Annotated in this window: 20 protein-coding genes and 1 tRNA gene; 7 read left to right on the top strand and 14 right to left on the bottom strand. The window is 66.4% G+C overall.

What is annotated here, in order from left to right:
• Positions 1 to 385 precede the first annotated feature (385 nt).
• Positions 386 to 964: an MPT63 family protein gene (locus VNW74_RS29265; protein WP_325683415.1), complete on the top strand. Its 579-nt coding sequence runs from the start codon at positions 386 to 388 to the stop codon at positions 962 to 964.
• 92 nt (positions 965 to 1056) lie between these two features.
• Here VNW74_RS29265 and VNW74_RS29260 read toward each other — a convergent pair whose 3' ends face one another.
• On the bottom strand, positions 1057 to 1545 hold the full coding sequence (locus tag VNW74_RS29260; protein ID WP_325683413.1) for a hypothetical protein: 489 nt from the start codon (positions 1543 to 1545) through the stop codon (positions 1057 to 1059).
• 293 nt (positions 1546 to 1838) lie between these two features.
• On the opposite strand from VNW74_RS29260, the gene VNW74_RS29255 reads away from it, so the two are divergent.
• A complete protein-coding gene (locus tag VNW74_RS29255) occupies positions 1839 to 2282 on the top strand; it encodes a DUF732 domain-containing protein (protein ID WP_325683411.1) in 444 nt (147 codons plus the stop codon).
• 154 nt (positions 2283 to 2436) lie between these two features.
• On the opposite strand, the gene VNW74_RS29250 is transcribed toward VNW74_RS29255, so the two are convergent.
• Positions 2437 to 2519: transfer RNA gene (locus VNW74_RS29250), tRNA-Leu, on the bottom strand.
• A gap of 126 nt (positions 2520 to 2645) precedes the next feature.
• Here VNW74_RS29250 and VNW74_RS29245 point away from each other — a divergent pair.
• Entirely contained in the window at positions 2646 to 3026 is a 381-nt protein-coding gene (locus VNW74_RS29245; protein WP_325683409.1) for a hypothetical protein, read from the top strand.
• The gene (locus tag VNW74_RS29240; RefSeq protein WP_325683407.1) at positions 3023 to 3370 is read left to right on the top strand and encodes a DUF3817 domain-containing protein; all 348 of its coding nucleotides are present in this window, start codon (positions 3023 to 3025) and stop codon (positions 3368 to 3370) included. The genes VNW74_RS29245 and VNW74_RS29240 overlap by 4 nt, the downstream gene beginning before the upstream one ends.
• 19 nt (positions 3371 to 3389) lie before the next feature.
• Here VNW74_RS29240 and rdgB read toward each other — a convergent pair whose 3' ends face one another.
• The 11 genes from rdgB to clpS form a co-directional block, all read right to left on the bottom strand.
• Entirely contained in the window at positions 3390 to 4001 is a 612-nt protein-coding gene (gene rdgB / locus VNW74_RS29235) for an RdgB/HAM1 family non-canonical purine NTP pyrophosphatase (protein ID WP_325683421.1), read from the bottom strand.
• Entirely contained in the window at positions 3998 to 4777 is a 780-nt protein-coding gene (gene rph / locus VNW74_RS29230) for a ribonuclease PH (protein WP_325683405.1), read from the bottom strand. Before rph ends, rdgB begins: the two co-directional genes overlap by 4 nt.
• Before the next feature lie 87 nt (positions 4778 to 4864).
• Positions 4865 to 5638: a cyclic nucleotide-degrading phosphodiesterase gene (locus VNW74_RS29225; protein WP_325683403.1), complete on the bottom strand. Its 774-nt coding sequence runs from the start codon at positions 5636 to 5638 to the stop codon at positions 4865 to 4867.
• Positions 5639 to 5698: 60 nt separating this feature from the next.
• Entirely contained in the window at positions 5699 to 6532 is an 834-nt protein-coding gene (gene murI, locus VNW74_RS29220) for a glutamate racemase (RefSeq protein ID WP_325683401.1), read from the bottom strand.
• Between the two features lie 6 nt (positions 6533 to 6538).
• Positions 6539 to 7207, bottom strand: coding sequence for a rhomboid family intramembrane serine protease (locus tag VNW74_RS29215; protein ID WP_325683399.1), 669 nt, complete (start codon positions 7205 to 7207; stop codon positions 6539 to 6541).
• Positions 7208 to 7235: 28 nt separating this feature from the next.
• Positions 7236 to 8207, bottom strand: a complete 972-nt coding sequence (locus tag VNW74_RS29210) for a cysteine synthase (RefSeq protein WP_325683396.1) — start codon at positions 8205 to 8207, stop codon at positions 7236 to 7238.
• Positions 8208 to 8216: 9 nt separating this feature from the next.
• Positions 8217 to 8489, bottom strand: a complete 273-nt coding sequence (locus VNW74_RS29205; RefSeq protein WP_325683394.1) for a MoaD/ThiS family protein — start codon at positions 8487 to 8489, stop codon at positions 8217 to 8219.
• The gene (locus tag VNW74_RS29200; protein ID WP_325683392.1) at positions 8489 to 8917 is read right to left on the bottom strand and encodes a M67 family metallopeptidase; all 429 of its coding nucleotides are present in this window, start codon (positions 8915 to 8917) and stop codon (positions 8489 to 8491) included. Before VNW74_RS29200 ends, VNW74_RS29205 begins: the two co-directional genes overlap by 1 nt.
• A 1-nt stretch (position 8918) precedes the next feature.
• On the bottom strand, positions 8919 to 9962 hold the full coding sequence (locus VNW74_RS29195; RefSeq protein ID WP_325683391.1) for a P1 family peptidase: 1044 nt from the start codon (positions 9960 to 9962) through the stop codon (positions 8919 to 8921).
• On the bottom strand, positions 9959 to 10531 hold the full coding sequence (locus VNW74_RS29190) for a DUF2017 domain-containing protein (protein ID WP_325683389.1): 573 nt from the start codon (positions 10529 to 10531) through the stop codon (positions 9959 to 9961). Before VNW74_RS29190 ends, VNW74_RS29195 begins: the two co-directional genes overlap by 4 nt.
• Before the next feature lie 24 nt (positions 10532 to 10555).
• A complete protein-coding gene (gene clpS, locus VNW74_RS29185; protein WP_325683387.1) occupies positions 10556 to 10858 on the bottom strand; it encodes an ATP-dependent Clp protease adapter ClpS in 303 nt (100 codons plus the stop codon).
• 48 nt (positions 10859 to 10906) lie between these two features.
• On the opposite strand from clpS, the gene VNW74_RS29180 reads away from it, so the two are divergent.
• Positions 10907 to 12232, top strand: coding sequence for a nicotinate phosphoribosyltransferase (locus VNW74_RS29180; RefSeq protein WP_325683385.1), 1326 nt, complete (start codon positions 10907 to 10909; stop codon positions 12230 to 12232).
• Positions 12233 to 12246: 14 nt separating this feature from the next.
• Positions 12247 to 14253, top strand: coding sequence for an ATP-dependent DNA helicase (locus tag VNW74_RS29175; protein WP_414686819.1), 2007 nt, complete (start codon positions 12247 to 12249; stop codon positions 14251 to 14253).
• On the opposite strand, the gene glgP is transcribed toward VNW74_RS29175, so the two are convergent.
• Positions 14231 to 16849 (bottom strand): alpha-glucan family phosphorylase, encoded by a 2619-nt coding sequence (gene glgP / locus VNW74_RS29170; protein WP_325683383.1) that lies wholly within the window; start codon positions 16847 to 16849, stop codon positions 14231 to 14233. The genes VNW74_RS29175 and glgP overlap by 23 nt on opposite strands.
• 250 nt (positions 16850 to 17099) lie before the next feature.
• Here glgP and VNW74_RS29165 point away from each other — a divergent pair.
• Positions 17100 to 18501: maltotransferase domain-containing protein (locus VNW74_RS29165; RefSeq protein WP_414686820.1), on the top strand; the 1402-nt coding region annotated here is incomplete at its 3' end.

Here is an 18501-nt window from a genome sequence, read left to right as displayed (position 1 = left end):
TACGCCGTTGGCAACTGCTCGCACACCCGCCGAAGCCACGACTGCCGGACACCGCGAAGCCGCGGTCACTCTGCTGGAGCGCTGCGACCGGCCCTCGCGACGAGGGGCTACTCCATCTCCGAGACAATTGGATATTTACTGCCGTGTCAGCTTTCCAAATTGGTTGCAAGCGATACCAATACAAGTGACGCGTGTTAAAGAAGTTATTCGGAACCGTACTTCCGCGCAAAGTGATATCGCGCTATTTACGCAGGTAGCCCGGCCGAGCAAGGCATTTCGCGATGCGGGTTACGTTTGAAATTTCGGTCGCTGGGCTATGCGACTGTCACGGTCTGGCCTCAATACCAGGTAACCGCCAAGAAAATGAAGGAGCCAAGGAGCCATCGTGAAAATCACAACGACGACTGTCAAGACGGCCATCGGCGCCGCTGGAATCGCTGCTGTGAGCGTTGCCTCAGCAGCAGTTGCCTCGGCTGCGCCACCAAACATCCAGGGATTCGGTACCAGCGAACCGCTGATCGACGGGCCGTTGGTGACCAACTACACGGTGAGCAACCTGCAACCCAGCAGCGTGGCGATCCCCGGCTACACCCCTAAAGGGACGCTCTACCAGGCAGACATCACCGCCAGGTCGGACGGCGGGCTGGTTACCCCTATGGTTAACGACTTCATCGCCCGCGGGCCCAACGGTCAGAACTACCGGGTGATCGACAAGGTTCAGGCCCCGGGCAGCCTCAACCCGGCCCCGATCCCGCAGGGCAGCGAGTCGACCGGCACGCTGTACTTCGACGTGACCGGCGCACCGCCGAATGGCGTCGTCTACAACGACGAAATGCAAGACATTCTGATCTGGACGTCGAACGTGCCAGGGACCTCGGCTCCTGGTGCAGTGCCGAACTCGCCTAGCGCACCGCAGAACTCAAGCCCGGCACCGGGTACGCTTCCTGGCCCGGCCACAACATAATCCGGTCGTAACTAGCTCCCCGCGCCACAATGACGTGGCGCGGGGAGTTTTGCGTTTACAGGAATTCAGGCGAAGCCCAAGGGCTACCGCGGCTAACGTCGGTTGCCACCGCCGCAGTTGGGGTTCGAGGGCTTTGACGGCCATGCGCACGCATTGAGGTCGGTTCTGCTACCGGCGCCTCCTCCGCTGAACACGCCATAGGTCGTGCCCCGGGTCGCGGTGTAGGTTGCGCTGCCGGCGCCTCCCCAGCCCTCTGAACTCACGACGGTCACTGCCCAGCCCTTATCTTCGAGCGCGGTCTTGTACGCGCCAAGAACGTCGGTCGCGGATCCGTTGACCAGAAAGTGCATATGGATGCCGTCGTCTGGAATGGCAGCAGGGCCGTCGGTGAGCTGAGTGTTCGCCGGTGTGGGCATTAGCGGTTGCAGCTGCGATGCCGCTCCGTCGTCGGCGTAGCTCGTCGCAGCAAGGCCGACGGCGGTCGCGGTGATCGCCATGGCCAGCAGAGCGCGGGCCGTGCCGTTGCGCAGGAATCCGATTCCCGTGCCATGGATGTTGTTGGTGTTCGTTGAAATGTTCATGGCATTGATCGTTCATCCAGCGAAGGCGTCGAAGTAGCCGTCGTGTACTTGCAGCGATACAAGTGCGCCTTGTAGCCCGGGTACACCAGCAGGCTGCACGAATAGGTTCAAAACATCGGTGCGGGCGGAGGGATTCGAACCCTCAACAGCTATCCTGGCCACACTGGTAAATGGCCATCTAGCTGCGAGAACACGCTATGGGCTTAGACTGTTCCGTGCCTATGGACGCCCTGTCGTTACTCGGGTTGAATTGGATACCGAGCAGACGACACCGAAGAAATGGAAATCCTGCCGTGCGCACCGGCATCACCAGCCTTGCAGACGCTCTGGTTAGCGCCTCGGTGGTGCTGACCGCCGCAATGATTTGCGCTGGCGCGGCAGGCGCCGACCCAAGCCAGCAGCAGGATCAGTTTGTGGCGCTGCTCGCACAAGATCAGATTCCCCTCATCGATGACTTACCTGCTCTCGTCGCCCGAGCGCATCAAATTTGTAGCGAACTCGATGGCGGCGTCTCGGTCGAGACCGTGGTAAACGAACAGATGAACGCTATTTTCGAGGAAAATCCGGCTTACCACCAAATTTCTAATCGGGTTAAAAGAACCGCAGTCAGATTCATCGCCGTATCAGCGGACGTCTACTGCCCAAGCCATCTTCGCGATCCGCTTGAAGGCGACGTCGGCTCCGACGTCGGCTTCTCTATCCTTGGTCCAGTGTCAGGGGTACGTCACCCGACGTAGACGCCGGATTCGTTGTGGGGCTCCGGGTGGCGTTTGCTAGATGCTTAGGGTCATCTCGCGGTTGTGCTCAAAATGTGCTCACAGAGCCAAAATGAGGGGCGTCAGCAACCACGAAAACCGCTATCTAGCTGAGCAAACACCCCCACGGGATCGGTGCGGGCGGAGGGATTTGAACCCTCACGCTCTTCCGAGCACCGGCACCTAAAGCCGGCATGTCTGCCGTTCCATCACGCCCGCAAGCCTCACGAGCGTACCGCTCACGTCGTTGACGAATCTGTCGGTGGCCCCTCCCGCGACTCGACGAATTCGTCGGGCCGAAAGCGTGATGAGTCCCCGCCAACGACCTCGGAGTACCGTCTAAGCGTGTCCACTACAGGTCGTCGGAGACCCGCGCTGATTGTGCTGGTGATCCTCGCGGCCGCTGGTTGCCTGGCTCTGGGCTGGTGGCAGTGGACGAGGTTTCAGTCGACGTCAGGCAGCTTCCAGAACCTCGGATATGCGCTGCAGTGGCCGATGTTCGCCGGATTCTGTGTGTACGCCTACCGCAAGTTCGTCCGCTATGAGGAGGCACCACCCGAGCCGCCGAAGGACCGTGCCATGACCGAACTGCCCGACGGACTGCTGCCCGAGCGACCCAAACCCGCACAGCAGCAGGCCGCGGATCCGGCGCTGCGCGAGTACAACGCCTACCTCGCCGAGCTCGCAGAGCGCGATGCCGAAAGACAGAACAGGACCACCGCATGACCACACCCGAGACGCCCCAAGCGCCGCAGACGACGCCAGCCGACAAGATCCGCACCGCGCTGCTGGGCTATCGCGTGATGGCGTGGACGACGGGTATCTGGCTCATCGCGCTGTGCTACGAGATCGTCTCGCACCTGGTCTTCCATCACGAAATCCGCTGGATCGAAGTCGTGCACGGCTGGGTGTATTTCACTTACGTATTGGCGGCTTTCAATCTTGCCGTCAAGGTCCGGTGGCCGATCGGCAAGACGATCGGCGTGCTGTTGGCCGGAACCATCCCGCTGGTCGGGATCATTGTCGAGCACTTCCAGACCAGGGACGTCAAGACTCGCTTCGCCCTGTAGCCCAACACAATTCGCTGACTCAGCGTGCTTCAGCCGCCAGCGCTCGCAGCGCCGGCAACAACAATGTAAGCGCGCGACCGCGATGCGACACCGCGTCTTTGTCGACCGGGCTCAGTTGCGCCGCAGTGCAATTGAAAGCGTCCGGGATAAAGACCGGGTCGTAGCCGAAGCCCCCGTCGCCGCGGGGCTCTCGCGCGATGGCGCCGGGCCACTCGCCGCGGACCACAACTTCACCCGACTGCGATACCAGCGCGCACGCCGACACGAACGCCGCACCACGTCGCTCATCGGGCACATCACGCAGCTGCGCCAACAGCAACGCGGTGTTGCCGGCGTCGTCGCCATGCGCACCCGACCACCGCGCCGAGAGCACACCGGGCATGCCGTTCAGCGCGGCGACCTCCAACCCGGAGTCGTCGGCGACGGTCGGCAGCCCGGTCGCGGCCAACCCGTCGCGAGCCTTGGCCAGTGCGTTGTCCTCGAAGGTCGCACCGGTTTCCGGCGCTTCGTCAAACGGCGGCACGTCGTCAAGTGACACCAACGTCAGTCCCGTGAGCGCGGCGGCATCCAACACGCGACGCAGCTCGGCCAGTTTCTTGCGGTTGCGGCTGGCGACTAAAAGGAGGGTCAGCTTCCGAACGCCTTCTGCGGAGGGTGCCCCTCGGGCAACACACCCGGATACGGCAGAGCCAACGCCTCACGCTGCACCGCAAAGAGTTTGTCGCAGGCCCCCTGCGCGACGTCGAGCAGCTTGTCGAGTGTCGAGCGCGGGAATGTCGCACCCTCGCCCGTCCCCTGGACCTCGACCAAGGTCCCCGTGTCGGTGGCGACGACGTTCATGTCGACCTCGGCGCGGGCGTCTTCCTCGTAGGGCAGGTCCACCCGCACTCGGCCGTCGACCACGCCGACGCTGACCGCCGCGATCGCACATGACAGCGGCCGCGGATCGGACAGCTTGCCGGCGGCGGACAAGTACGTCACCGCATCGGCCAGCGCGACGTAAGCGCCCGTGATGGCCGCGGTGCGAGTACCGCCATCGGCCTGCAGCACATCGCAGTCGATCGCAATGGTGTTCTCCCCCAACGCCGCGAGATCGATGCATGCACGCAGCGACCTGCCGACCAATCGGCTGATCTCTTGAGTGCGGCCCGACAGGCGGCCTCGCACCGATTCGCGGTCTCCGCGAGTGTGGGTGGCCGACGGCAGCATCGCGTATTCGGCGGTGAGCCAGCCCAACCCTGACCCCTTGCGCCAGCGGGGCACGCCCTCGGTGACGCTTGCCGTGCACATGACTTTGGTCTGGCCGAACTCGATCACCACCGAACCCGCCGGGTGCGAGGTGAACCCGCGGGTGATGACAACCGGTCGAAGCTCGTCGTCGAGGCGGCCGTCTTCTCGTTTGGACACGCCGCCAACCCTAGCGCGGCGACGATGCAGAGCGCGCAGCGCGATGAGGAGGAGCTGGGCAATTCGGCCCTAGCCGCGGCTACCCGATCAGGAGCGGCCGACGTTGAACGTCTCGCCGCAGACCACCGCATGCACTGGGCCGCCGAATTCGGCTTTCGCCTCGCTGATCACGTCCTCGCGGGAGGTCCATGGCGGGATGTGGGTGAGCAACAGCTCCCCTACTCCCGCTGCGGTCGCGATCCGCCCGGCCTCGGTGCCCGACAAGTGCAAGTTGGGTGGACGCTCAGGCGAGTCTGTCCAGGACGCCTCACAGAGGAAGGCGTCGGCGCCGCGGGCCAACTCGATGACCGCGTCGCAGTACCCAGTATCACCGCTGTACACAAACGTCGCGCCCGCGGGATTGGTGATGCGCAGGCCGAACGACTCGGTCGGATGACACACCAGCCGCGGCAAGACTGTCAGCGCGCCCACGTTGACCGTCTCACCGTCGACCCAGTGCCGGATATCGAAAATGTCGGAGAAATCGTCGATCTCGCCGCCGTACGGCGACGACGCCGCACCGAGCCGCGACCAGGTGTCGCTCGGGCCGTACATCAAGGCCTTACCGGCCGGCGGCGACGGGTGGTAGCGGCGCCAGACGAACAATCCGGGTAGGTCGAGGCAGTGGTCGGCGTGCAGGTGCGACAACAACACGTGGACCGAACCCGGATCGGCGTGGCGTTGCAGCGAACCGAGGACGCCTCCACCGAAGTCGATCGCCAGGGGCGGGGTGTCCGGCGCCCTCAGCAGATAACCCGATGCGGGCGAATCCGGGCCGACGACGCTCCCCGAGCAGCCCAGCACGGTAATTCGCACGGTCACTACTGTGCCATGCCCACTGCCATGTTGGCGAAAACATCTCAGCTTTCGTATGCGACAGGTTCAGCTGGGTGTCGCGACGTGGCGGTGGATGGGGTGGACGCCGGTGATCGCCGGTCCCAAAAACCGCGCCGCGAGGCGGAGAAACGCCTCCGGATCACCGGTGGCTTCGAAGACCCGACCCGGCGCGGAAACCTCGGGATGATCGGGGTGCGGATGCAGTAAATCGCGCTCGGTGAGCACCCGTAGCAGCTCCTTCGCGGTCTCCTCGGCACTGGAGACCAGCGTGACGGTCTCGCCCATTGCCAGCTGGATCAGTCCGGAAAGCAGCGGATAGTGGGTGCAACCCAGTACCAGCGTGTCGACATCGGCGCGCTGCAACGGCTCGAGGTAACCCTCGGCCAATCCGAGCACCTGGCGGCCACTGGTGATGCCGCGCTCGACGAAATCGACGAACCGCGGGCAGGCCACCGCGGTGATCTGGGTGTCCCGTGCGGCGGCGAACGCGTCCTGGTAGGCCCCCGAGGCCACGGTGGCCTGAGTGCCGATCACGCCGATGCGACCGTTGCGGGTTGCGGCGACCGCGCGACGCACCGCGGGCAGGATCACTTCAACGACGGGCACGTCGTAGCGCTCCCGCGCGTCATGCAGGCATGCCGAGGATGCCGAGTTGCAGGCGATCACCAGGGCCTTGACTCCGCGGTCGACGAGGTCGTCGCCGATGGCCAGCGCATGCCCGCGGATCTCGGGAATCGTCAGCGGGCCGTAGGGGCCGTTGCCGGTGTCGCCGACGTAGATGATGTCCTCGTCGGGCAGTTGGTCGATGATGGCGCGCGCCACCGTCAGCCCGCCGACGCCGGAGTCGAAGACCCCGATGGGGGCCAGTGCATTACTCATCTCTGCTCAAGCTTTGAGGGGTCGTTGGGGCCCGCGGCGGCGAAGCTCGCGAGCTTTGCGTTCCGGGCTCGACAGCAGGTAGGCGGCGAGCACGCCGGCGATTCCACCGCAGAGATGCCCCTGCCAGGACACACCTCCGCAGACATTGAGAACCGGCACGGCGCCCCACAGGACCCCCCCGTAGCCGATGAGTACCAGGATCCCGATCACAATCTGCCAGCCCGAGCGGGTAAAGAATCCGAAGACAAGCAGGAAGGTCAGCCAGCCGAAGATCAGTCCCGACGCGCCGATGTGATCGGTCTCGCCACAGGGCGATCCCATGTTGCCGATAAGCCAGGTGCCGAAGCCGCCGACGATCCATACGATCGCCGTCGCCCACAGAAACCGGGACAGCCCGGCCAGCGTGACCAGAAAGCCGAGCACCAGCGCGGGTCCGGTGTTGGCCGCTAGATGCGCCCAGTTCGCGTGCAGCAGCGGAGCGAACAAGATGCCCCACAGGCCGTCGGCCTCCAGCGGCCGGATGCCGTTGTAATCGAGCTGGTGGTCATCGACCTGGTCGAACACCTCGACGATGTAGAGCAGCGCCACGAAGCTGATGATCGTCGCTCCGCCGACCAGCCACGGGGAGCGTTTCTTCGGCTGCCGTGCCGGTGTGTGTGTCGAGCCGGCGGTCATCTGCGCCGCTCCTCCTCATCGCTGGCGGTCATGCCCACAGCTGCCCTTCCAAAGCGTCTTCCGCTTCGTCCAAGCTACCGGCGTAGGCACCCGTCGATAGATATTTCCATCCCGCGTCGGCCACCACGAACGCGATGTCGGCGCGCTCAGCGGCATCGACGGACTTCGCTGCGATACCCAGCACGGCATGTAACACCGCGCCGGTGGAAATCCCCGCGAAGATGCCTTCGGCGTCAACGAGCTCGCGGGTGCGGCGGATCGCGTCGGCGGCGCCGACTGAGTAGCGGGTCGTCAACACCTTCGGGTCGTAGAGTTCGGGTACAAATCCCTCATCGAGGTTGCGCAGCGCATAGACGCCCTCGCCGTAGCGGGGTTCGGCGGCCACGATCCGGATCTCGGGGACCTGCTCACGCAGAAACCGGCCGGTGCCCATCAACGTCCCGGTCGTGCCCAGCCCGGCGACGAAATGAGTGATTTCGGGCAGATCTTTCAACAGCTCGGGGCCGGTGCCGTAGTAGTGCGAGTCGGTGTTGGCCGCGTTGCCGTACTGGTAGAGCATCACCCACGACGGGTTGTCAGCAGCCAATTCCTTGGCGGTCGCCACAGCGGTGTTCGACCCGCCCTCGGGCGACGAGAAAACGATTTGCGCGCCGTAGAGCTCGAGCAGTTGTCGGCGTTCGATCGAGGTGTTCTCCGGCATCACGCAGATCAGCTGATAGCCCTTCAACCGCGCTGCCATCGCCAGTGAGATACCGGTGTTGCCGCTGGTGGGCTCTAGGATCGTCGCCCCCGGCGTCAGTCGGCCCTCGGCCTCGGCTTGCTCGATCATCCGCAGCGCAGGCCGGTCTTTGATCGAGCCGGTCGGGTTGCGGTCCTCAAGCTTGGCCCACAGCCGCACATGAGGACCGTCCGGCTCCTCATCCCAGCGGGGCGACAACCGCTGCAGTCCCACCAGCGGGGTGTTGCCCAAGGCGGCGAGCAGCGAGTCGTATCGGGTCATGCGGCACGCTCACCCACCCGCGACGGCGGGCAAGATTGTGACCGAGTCGCCGTCGGCGATCGCAGTGTCCAGCCCGCCCGAAAATCGAACGTCCTCGTCGTTGACATAGATGTTGACGAAGCGGTGCAATTTGCCGTTCTCGACGAGACGTTCGGAAATGCCGGAATAGTTCGCCTCCAGGTCGCTGATCACGGCTTGCAGCGTCTCGCCGCTGGCCTTGACGCGTTTTTCGCCGCCGGTGTGCGGACGCAGGATGGTCGGGATGGAGACCGTGACGCTCATCAATGCTCCTGGTCGTGGTAATGCTCGACGATGTGGATGGGCTCTTCGGTGACGACGCCGTCGACGATGCGGTAACTGCGGACTTCGTCGTGGCCGGGGTTGCGGGTAGACACCAGCACGTAGTGCGCGTCAGGTTCGGCGGCCAGACCCACGTCGGTGCGGCTGGGGTAGGCCTCCGTCGCGGTGTGCGAGTGGTAGAGGACCACCGGCACCTCGCCTGACTCTTCCAGGGCCTGCCACACCTTGAGTTGCTCCTGGGCGTCGAAGCGATAGAACGTCGGCGAGCGTTCGGCGTTGACCATCGCGATATGCCGCTCCGGGCGGTCCGAGCCCTCCGGACCGGCCACCACGCCGCAGGCTTCGTCGGGGTGGTCGGCACGAGCATGCGCCACCATCGCCTCCACCAGCTCAGCACGGATCACCAGCACGTCACCGATAGCCCTTTGGTCGCAAGAATGCTCCGGGCAACAGGTCCCGGTAGGTCGGTATTCCGGCCACCGATTCGGCGGCGATCACGCCAACCAACACCGCCCGGGCCAGGCAGTCAGCCGCCGCGGCGCCGACGGCAGTGGCCAACGGCGTCTCCGGCGAAAAGGCGGCTGGCGTGTCGACCGACGGCGCAACCTCGACGGCGCCGGTAGCCAGCGCGAACACGATGTCACCGTCCACCGGGGTATGCGACGGCCGGATGCTGCGCGCGAGCCCGTCGTGAGCAGTGCTCGCAACTTGTCGACAGGCGGCCGGGCTCAGCACGGCGTCGGTCGCGACCACCGCGACCGCGGTGTTCAGGGAGCTCAACGGGGATTCGAGCTTTGCCAGCTCGGCGATCTGCTCACCGGGCGGCGGCGTCAGGCCGAGCTCGTCGACCAGGTACGTCAGCCAGGGCAGGCCGGTGGACTGGTCGATGACATTGCCCGCGGAATTCACCGCGACCAGCGCACCGACGGTCACCCCCGACGGCAGCGTCGTCGACGCCGTCCCCACACCACCCTTCAGCACACCGGCGCACGCACCCACCCCGGCACCGACCGTGCCCACCGCGACCGGCGCACCTTCGGTGGCGGCGCTGACCGCGGCATAGCCGAACTCCGCCGTCGGCCGATGGCTCCAGGCACCGACATCCAGATCGAAGATCACCGCGCCCGGCACGATCGGCACCACCCCACCGGCCATCGCCACGCCGCGGTCGTGCTCCTCCAGCCAACGCATGATGCCGTCCGCGGCCGCCAATCCGTAGGCGCTGCCCCCGGCGATCAACACCGCATCCACGTGGCGCACGCTGTTGGACGGGTCCAGCAGATCGGTCTCCCGGCTGCCGGGCGCACCGCCGCGGCAATCCACGGCGCCCACCGTGCCCGGCGGCGTCAGTACGACGGTCACGCCGCTCGCCCAACCGGCACCCATGGTCGCGTCGGGGTCCAGCCGGTGATAGTGGCCGACCAGGATGCCCCCGACGTCGGTGATCGAACTCATCGGGACCCCATCAGCGCCAGCACCAGGTACTCCTGCAGGAAAGTCAGCCACTGATAGACGTCGAGGTGTGAGGCCATCGGATGGTCGTCGGGCAGTCGATCGGGGCCGCCTGGTCGGATGTCGAGCATGGTGCCCAACGCCAGGCGGATGTCGTTGACGGCTGCGATCCAGGCGTTCGCAACGTCCTCGGTCAGCTCGAATCGGCCGCCGTCATCGGGAAGCGTGTCCAATAGCTGTTGTGCGGCAAAGCGTTTGGCCTCGATGATTTCCGGCTCGTGCAGGCTGCGCAGGGCGGCGTTCAGGCTCTCGGTCCCTTCGGGCACAGCGTCGTCCGGCTTCGAGAAGTCCGGCAGCAGCCGCTGCAGCGTCGCGTTATCAGGGCGTTCGGCGTTGCCGGTCTTCATGCCGGTGATTTGCTCGAGTTCGTCTGCCGGCGAAGACGATTCCCGTTCGTCGAGCAACCCGATCATCGAGCCGACCAGATTCTTGAGTAAGGCCGCCTCATGCGAATCCAGCGCAGACCGAAAACGGGGACCGTCCGCGGTCTCAACCCGCTTCCACTTGCGCACCTGGCGACCCGGACGCCCTCGGTCTCAGCGGTCCTGCTGCATGGTGGCCCACAACCCGGCCGCATGTAGCTTGGACACGTCGATCTCCATCGATTCGCGGCTGCCCGCCGACACCACTGCCTTGCCTTCGTTGTGGACCTGCAACATCAGCTTGGTGGCGTGCGGCTCGCTGTAGCCGAACAGCTTCTGGAAGACGTACGTCACGTAGTTCATCAAGTTGACTGGATCGTCCCACACGACGGTCACCCAGGGAGCGGCCGTGGCCTCGACCGAGTCGGCTTCCCGCTGCCCGGTGGTTCCCGGCTTTGTCGGGGCTGACGCAACCATGGCTTCTAGGATAGCGAGCCGCAGCAACCGACCCGATAACGTTGCGGTGTGGGTGACTCGGTTTGCGCCGGACTGCTGACCGACAGGTACGAGTTGACCATGTTGGCCGCGGCGCTGCGCGACGGCACCGCGGATCGCCGGACCACGTTCGAGTTGTTCGCGCGCCGGCTGCCGGACGGGCGCCGTTACGGGGTGGTGGCCGGGACGGGCCGGTTTTTGGAAGCTCTGCCGGAGTTCAGGTTCGACGACATCGCGTGCGAATCACTGGCGGACTTTCTCGACCGCGATACGTTGGCGTATCTGCGCGAGTTTCGCTTCGGCGGTGATGTCGACGGCTACGCCGAGGGCGAGCTGTACTTCCCCGGATCCCCGGTGCTGTCAGTGCACGGCAGCTTCGCTGAATGCGTGGTGCTCGAGACGCTGGCGCTGTCGATCTTCAACCACGACAGCGCCGTCGCGTCGGCAGCCGCGCGGATGGTCAGTGCGGCGCAGCGGCGGCCGTTAATCGACATGGGGTCGCGCCGCACCCATGAGCGCGCGGCAGTCGCCGCGGCCCGCGCTGCCTACATTGCGGGCTTCGCCGCGTCATCCAACCTGGAGGCCGGTCGTCGCTACGGCGTTCCGACCGAAGGCACCAGCGCGCATGCGTTCACCCTGTTACACGCCGGCCCCGACAAGTCCGGCGAGCTGGCCGCGTTCGCAGCGCAGGTCGACGCGCTCGGTCCCGGAACCACGCTTCTGGTCGACACCTACGACGTGACGACCGGTGTGGACAACGCGGTGGCGGCCGCCGGCACCGGGCTCGGCGCGGTGCGAATCGACTCCGGGGACTTGGGCGTCTTGGCTCGTCAGGTGCGCGAGCAGCTCGACCGGCTGGGGGCCGGGCAGACCCGCATTGTGGTGTCCGGTGACTTGGATGAATTCGCCATCGCCGGATTGCGGGCCGAACCTGTCGACAGTTATGGCGTGGGCACCTCGCTGGTCACCGGGTCGGGCGCGCCGACTGCCAACATGATCTACAAGCTGGTCGAAGTGGACGGCACACCGGTGCAGAAGCGCAGCCCCCGCAAAGAGTCCCACGGCGGCCGCAAGGCGGCCCTGCGGCTGTGTCGTTCGAGCGGCACCATCACCGAAGAGATCGTGCATTCCGCGGGACATCCGCCGCAGACCACCGAGCCGTCCCGGGTGTTGACGGTTCCACTGGTCCGTAACGGCCAGGCCGTGGTCGACGTGAATCTGGGCGTGGCGCGCGAGCTGGTGGCGTCGGGCTTGCGAAGCTTGCCGTGGGAGGGTCTGATGTTGTCCCACGGCGACCCGGCGATTCCCACAACCCAAATCCCGACCCGACGCCGGCCCATCGACCAACAGGAGTAGCCACGCCCGACGAGTTGCCGGTGTCCGTGCCTGAGCTGCTGGCCACCGCGGTGGCAGCGCTGGGCGGCAGCGAACGCAGCGGCCAACTAGAGATGGCCACCGCGGTTGCCCACGCCTTCGAAACCGGACAGCACCTGGCCGTGCAGGCAGGAACCGGCACCGGAAAGTCGTTGGCCTACCTCGTTCCGGCGATAGTTCGCGCGGTGTCCGACGACACGCCGGTCGTGGTGTCCACCGCGACGATCGCCCTGCAGCGCCAACTGGTCGATCGTGATCTGCCCCAGCTGGTGAACGCGCTCACCGATGCGCTGCCCCGCGCGCCGCGATTCGCCCTGCTGAAGGGCCGGCAAAATTATCTGTGCCTGAACAAGATTCACAATGGCGCGGCCGCGAGCTCTGCCGAAGACGAACCGCCGGACGAGCTTTTCGAGCCGCAGGCGCTCACCGCATTGGGCCGCGATGTGCAGCGGCTCACCACGTGGGCGTCGACGACGGAGTCCGGTGACCGCGAGGACCTCAAGCCGGGCGTCGCGGACCGATCCTGGTCGCAGGTCAGCGTGTCCGCGCGGGAATGCCTCGGCATGGCGCGCTGCCCGTTCGGCACCGAATGCTTCGCCGAACGCGCAAGAGGAAGTGCCGGCCGCGCTGATGTTGTCGTCACCAACCACGCGCTGCTGGCCATCGACGCCGTCGCCGACTCGGCCGTGCTGCCCGAACACCAGCTGCTGGTCGTCGACGAGGCGCACGATCTGGTGGACCGAGTAACCGGCGTAGCCACCGGCGAACTGACGTCGGCCGCACTCGGGGTGGCCTCCCGGCGCGTCACCAGGCTGGTCGAACCCGAACTCATGCAGCGGTGGGAAGGGGCGTCCGCCAGGTTCACCGCGGCGATCCAGAACGCGACCCCTGGCCGTATCGACCGCCTCGACGACGAGCTGGCGACCGATCTGACCGCACTGCGTGACGCGGCCAGTGCGGCACGTTCGGCTATCGACATGTCGCCGTCGGACACCAAGGCCGCGTCCGCGCGCGCCGAGGCGGTCGCCAGTCTCGCCGAGATCGCCGACACCGCATCGCGGATGCTGGCGTCGTTCGCTCCGGCGATCCCGGACCGCACCGACGTGGTGTGGCTGGACCATGAGGAGAACCGCGGTTCGATGCGTGCCGTGCTGCGGGTTGCCCCGCTATCGGTGGCCGGACTGCTGCGCGACCGGTTATTCGCCGGGTCGACCGCGGTCTTGACGTCGGCGACGCTGACCGTCGGCGGCTCCTTCGACGCGATGGCGACGGCCTGGGGCCTAGCCGAAGGGCAGGCTGACGCGCGGACCGACGCCGAAAAGCGTTGGCGTGGAATCGATGTCGGATCGCCTTTTCAGCACGCCAAAGCCGGGATCCTCTATGTCGCCGCCCATCTGCCGCCGCCCGGCCGCGACGGCACCGGGTCGGCTGAGCAGCTGAATGAGATCGCCGACCTCGTCACCGCGGCGGGTGGGCGAACGCTTGGGCTGTTCTCTTCGATGCGCGCGGCACGCGCCGCGGCCGAGGCGATGGCCGACCGGCTCCCGACTCCGGTGTTGTGTCAAGGCGACGACAGCACCGCAGCGCTCGTCGAGCAGTTCACCGCCGACCCCTCGACGTCGCTATTCGGCACACTGTCGCTGTGGCAGGGCGTCGACGTGCCCGGTCCGTCGTTGTCGTTGGTCATCATCGATCGCATTCCGTTCCCGCGGCCCGACGATCCACTGCTGTCGGCCCGACAACGCGCGGTGGCCGCACGCGGCGGTAACGGATTCATGGCCGTCGCTGCCAGCCATGCCGCACTGCGGCTGGCGCAGGGCGCCGGACGGCTGTTGCGTGGCGTTGACGATCGCGGGGTGGTCGCTGTGCTGGACTCGCGGATGGCCACCGCCCGCTACGGCGGCTATCTGCGCGCCTCCCTGCCGCCGTTCTGGCCGACGACTGATGCCGCCGCCGTACGCGCGGCTCTGACGCGCCTGGTCAGCGAGTCGAAGCCAGCGTGACCAGACCGAGCTCGGCACCAGAGGCCAGCATCGGATGATGCGGCAGCACCCGCACGGTGTAGCCGACCGCGCCGGCGACCGGCAGCGCCGTCGTCGTGGCAAAAATGTGGTCGCCGCCGGCCGCGGTGCCGGTGTATTGCATCTCGACGGTGACCGGATCCACCAGCGCGTCGCCGGTGTCGACTCTGCCGACCACGGTCTGGACGGCGACCTCGTCGGGCCGCAGCCCGGCAAGCTGGACGGTCGCGGTGAGGGTCAGCTTCGATCCGAGCACCGGAGTGTCGGGCAGCCCGGTGCTGTCGACATCGGTGATCTGGATGTGCGGCCACGCCTCGAACGCCCGCCGGCGATAGTCGGCCAGATCGCGGGCCGGATCGAACGCCGGCTGCCCGTCGCCGTCGAACGTCACGGTCCTGCGCAGCGACTCCGCCGCGGGCACGTAATAGCGCTCGACGTAGTCGCGCACCATCCGGGAGGCCAGGACTTTCGGGCCGAGCGTCTGCAGGGTGTGGCGGACCATCTCGATCCACCGGCGCGGTACTCCCTGCTCGTCGCGGTCGTAGAAGGTCGGCGCGACCGACTTCTGGAGCAGGTCGTAAAGCGCCGCGGCCTCCAGGTCGTCACGACGGCCTTCATCAGCCACTCCGGAGGCCGACGGTATCGCCCAGCCGTTCTCGCCGTCGTACCACTCGTCCCACCACCCGTCGCGGATGGACAGGTTCAGCCCGCCGTTGAGCGCGCTCTTCATCCCCGATGTGCCACACGCCTCCAGCGGGCGCAGCGGGTTGTTCAACCAGACGTCGCAGCCCCAGTACAACAGCCGGGCCATCGACATGTCGTAGTCAGGCAGGAACGCGATGCGGTGGCGCATCTCGGTCCGGTCGGCGAACTGCACCACCTGCTGGATGAGCGCCTTGCCTCCGTCGTCGGCGGGGTGCGACTTCCCGGCAACGATCAGCTGGATCGGCCGGTGTTCATCGAGCAGCAGCTGTTCCAACCGGTCCGGATCGCGCAGCATCAGCGTCAGCCGTTTGTAGGTAGGGACCCGTCGAGCGAACCCGATGGTCAGCACGTTCGGATCGAATGCCGTTGCAATCCAACCTAATTCGGCCTCAGGCGCACCACGTTCCAGCCACGATCGATGCAGCCGCGTCCGGACATCCTCGACCAGCAGCGTCCGCAGTTGCGACCGGATCCACCACAGATGACCGGGGTCGACTTCCCTCAGTCGCAGCCAGACGCCGGGCTCACTGAACGAGTCCGTCCCCGCCAGCTCGCGGCCCAGCTCCAACCACTGCGACGCCGCCCAGCTGCGCGCGTGGACACCGTTGGTGATCGAGCCGATCGGCACCTCCTCGGGGTCGAATCCGGGCCACAGCTCGTTGAACATGGCTCGACTGACCCGGCCGTGTAGCAGCGAAACACCGTTGGCGCGCTGCGCGAGCCGCAGGCCCATATGGGCCATGTTGAACTTCTCCGGATCGTCCTCGGCCCCCAGCGCCTGGATCCGGGCCAGCGGCACACCTGGCAGCAGCGCCCGGCCGTGGTGGCCGTCGAGACCCGCCGGATTATCGGCGAAGTACCGCTGCACCATTTCCATCGGAAACCGGTCGATACCCGCGGGGACCGGAGTGTGGGTGGTGAACACGGTGCTGGAGCGGACCACGGTCAGCGCGGTATCAAAATCCAGCCCGGCATCGACCAATTCGCGGATGCGCTCGGTGCCGAGGAATCCGGCGTGGCCTTCGTTCATGTGGTACACCTCGGGCGCCGGCAGCCCTGCAATGGCCGTGAAGGCTCGGATCGCTCGTATACCGCCGATGCCCGCCAGGATCTCCTGCTGCATGCGATGTTCCTGATCGCCGCCGTAGAGGCGGTCGGTGACCCCACGCAGATCGTGCTCGTTCTCCGAGATGTCGGAATCCAGCAACAGCAGCGGAACACGACCGACCTGGGCTACCCAGACCTGCGCATGCAATCGGCCGCAGTCCGGCAGCGCCAGCTCAACCAGCGCGGGCGCGCCCGCGCCGTCGGTGAGCAGCCGCAGCGGCAGCCCCTGCGGGTCGAGCGCGGGGTAGGTTTCGTGCTGCCAACCGTCGGCGGTCAGGGACTGCCGGAAATAGCCGGAGCGGTAGTACAGGCCCACCGCGATCAGCGGCAATCCGAGATCCGACGCGGACTTCAGATGGTCGCCGGCCAGGATTCCCAAGCCACCCGAGTAGTTCGGCAACACCTCGGCGACCCCGAACTCCATCGAAAAATAGGCGATGCCGTTGGGCATGGCAGCGCCGTTGTCTTGCTGGTGCTGGTACCACAGCGGGCGGCTCAGATATTCGTCCAGATCGGCCGCCAAATGATCGAGCCAGTCCAGGAATCCGCCGTCGACCGCCAGTTCGTCCAGCCGTGCCGGGCTCACCGCGCCCAGCAGCGCAACGGGATCCTGACCGCATTGCGCCCACAGGTCCGGGTCGATCGCGCCGAAGAGATCCTGCGTCGGCTTGTCCCACGACCAACGCAGGTTGGTCGACAGCTGCCCTAGTGCCCCCAGGCGGTCCGGAAGGTGAGCACGGACCGTGAACCTACGGAGGGCTTTCACGCATCCCTACCTTACTGACCACACACCGGAGTTCGCCTCCCGAACGGCGCGCGCATCCCGCCCTCAGGTGTGGCCCGACACTACGGTGGGTATTGGGCGCAAAGGGCTTTAGTGGAGAACTTCGCGACGACATGCACGCTGCGGTTTGGTCGCGCCCACGACGACAACGGACTAGCGAAGGGAGACTCCGGTGACGATGCAGGCCGTGCGCTGGCCTGGGGAGGAACTGGAGAACCAGGACGGAGTAGCGGTGCCCGGTCGTGTCGAGATCGATGACGTCGCGCCCGTCGTATCCTGTGGCGGGTATCCGGCAAAAGCTGTGGTCGGCGAGGTGGTTCCGGTCCGCGCGGCGGTGTGGCGTGAGGGCCACGACGCGGTCGCGGCGACGCTGGTGGTGCGCTACCTCGGGCCGCGCTACCCGCAAGTCGGCGAAACCCGGCGGGTCAAAGCGGTGCAGGCCGCTGAACTCACCGAAACCGCGGCCGAGCCCCTCCCCCGCGGCAGGCCACTGCTGCTGCCCATGAGCATGGGCCAGGAGCCCTACGTTTTCCACGGTCAGTTCACCCCGGACAGGGTCGGGCTGTGGACGTTTCGGGTGGACGGCTGGGGTGATCCGATTCACACCTGGCGGCATGCCTTAGAGACCAAGCTGGAGGCCGGCCAGGGCGAGGCTGAACTGTCCAACGACCTGCTGCTGGGCGCACAGCTACTCCAGCGCGCCGCGACCGGTGTTCCCCGAAGCCAGCGCGATCCGTTGCGCGCCGCCGCCGCCGCGCTGCAGGCGCCGGGCGATCCGGTGTCCCGGGCCGCGCTGGCGCTGGCCCCCGACGTCGACGAACTCCTGACGCAGTACCCGCTGCGTGACCTGGTCACCCGCGGCGAGCAATACGGGGTGTGGGTGGATCGGCCGCTGGCCCGCTTCGGCTCGTGGTACGAGATGTTCCCCCGCTCGACCGGTGGCTGGGACGCCGATGGAAACCCGGTGCACGGCACCTTCGCCACCGCAGCGGCGGAATTGCCGCGAATCGCGGACATGGGCTTCGACGTGGTGTACCTGCCGCCGATCCACCCGATCGGCAGGGTGCACCGCAAAGGCCGCAACAACACCGCGACCGCGGTCCCCGGCGACGTCGGGTCCCCGTGGGCGATCGGCAGCGACGAAGGCGGCCACGACGCGATACATCCGCGGCTGGGCACAATCAAAGACTTCGACAAATTTGTGGCAGCGGTGCACGAGCTGGGCATGGAGGTGGCGCTGGATCTGGCGTTGCAGTGCGCGCCCGATCACCCGTGGGCCAGGCACCACCGCGAGTGGTTCACCGAATTGCCCGACGGCACGATCGCTTACGCGGAGAACCCGCCCAAGAAGTACCAGGACATCTACCCGGTCAACTTCGACGAAGACCCCGAGGGGATCTACACCGAGATCCTGCGCCTCGTCCGGCACTGGATGGCCCACGGGGTCCGGATCTTCCGCGTGGACAACCCGCACACCAAGCCGCTGCCGTTTTGGGAGCGGCTGCTGCGCGAGATCGGCCGCACCGACCCGGACGTGCTGTTCCTGGCCGAGGCCTTCACCCGGCCGAAGATGATGCAGCGCCTGGCGAAAGTCGGGTTCAGCCAGTCCTATACCTATTTCACCTGGCGCAACA

Origin of the sequence: Mycobacterium sp. (assembly GCF_035570115.1) — a bacterium.
Classification (GTDB): domain Bacteria; phylum Actinomycetota; class Actinomycetes; order Mycobacteriales; family Mycobacteriaceae; genus Mycobacterium.
The sequence above is the reverse complement of the archived record's forward strand: the minus strand, read 5'-3'. Positions and strand labels throughout refer to the sequence as shown.

Bases quoted from the DNA above. Each gene is read 5' to 3' on its own strand.
- VNW74_RS29260 (WP_325683413.1), bottom strand. From the start codon at position 1,545: ATGAACATTTCAACGAACACCAACAACATCCATGGCACGGGAATCGGA.
- VNW74_RS29240 (WP_325683407.1), top strand. From the start codon at position 3,023: ATGACCACACCCGAGACGCCCCAAGCGCCGCAGACGACGCCAGCCGAC.
- VNW74_RS29215 (WP_325683399.1), bottom strand. From the start codon at position 7,207: ATGACCGCCGGCTCGACACACACACCGGCACGGCAGCCGAAGAAACGC.
- VNW74_RS29205 (WP_325683394.1), bottom strand. From the start codon at position 8,489: ATGAGCGTCACGGTCTCCATCCCGACCATCCTGCGTCCGCACACCGGC.
- clpS (WP_325683387.1), bottom strand. From the start codon at position 10,858: ATGGTTGCGTCAGCCCCGACAAAGCCGGGAACCACCGGGCAGCGGGAA.
- murI (WP_325683401.1), bottom strand. From the start codon at position 6,532: ATGAGTAATGCACTGGCCCCCATCGGGGTCTTCGACTCCGGCGTCGGC.
- VNW74_RS29210 (WP_325683396.1), bottom strand. From the start codon at position 8,207: ATGACCCGATACGACTCGCTGCTCGCCGCCTTGGGCAACACCCCGCTG.
- VNW74_RS29195 (WP_325683391.1), bottom strand. From the start codon at position 9,962: ATGAGTTCGATCACCGACGTCGGGGGCATCCTGGTCGGCCACTATCAC.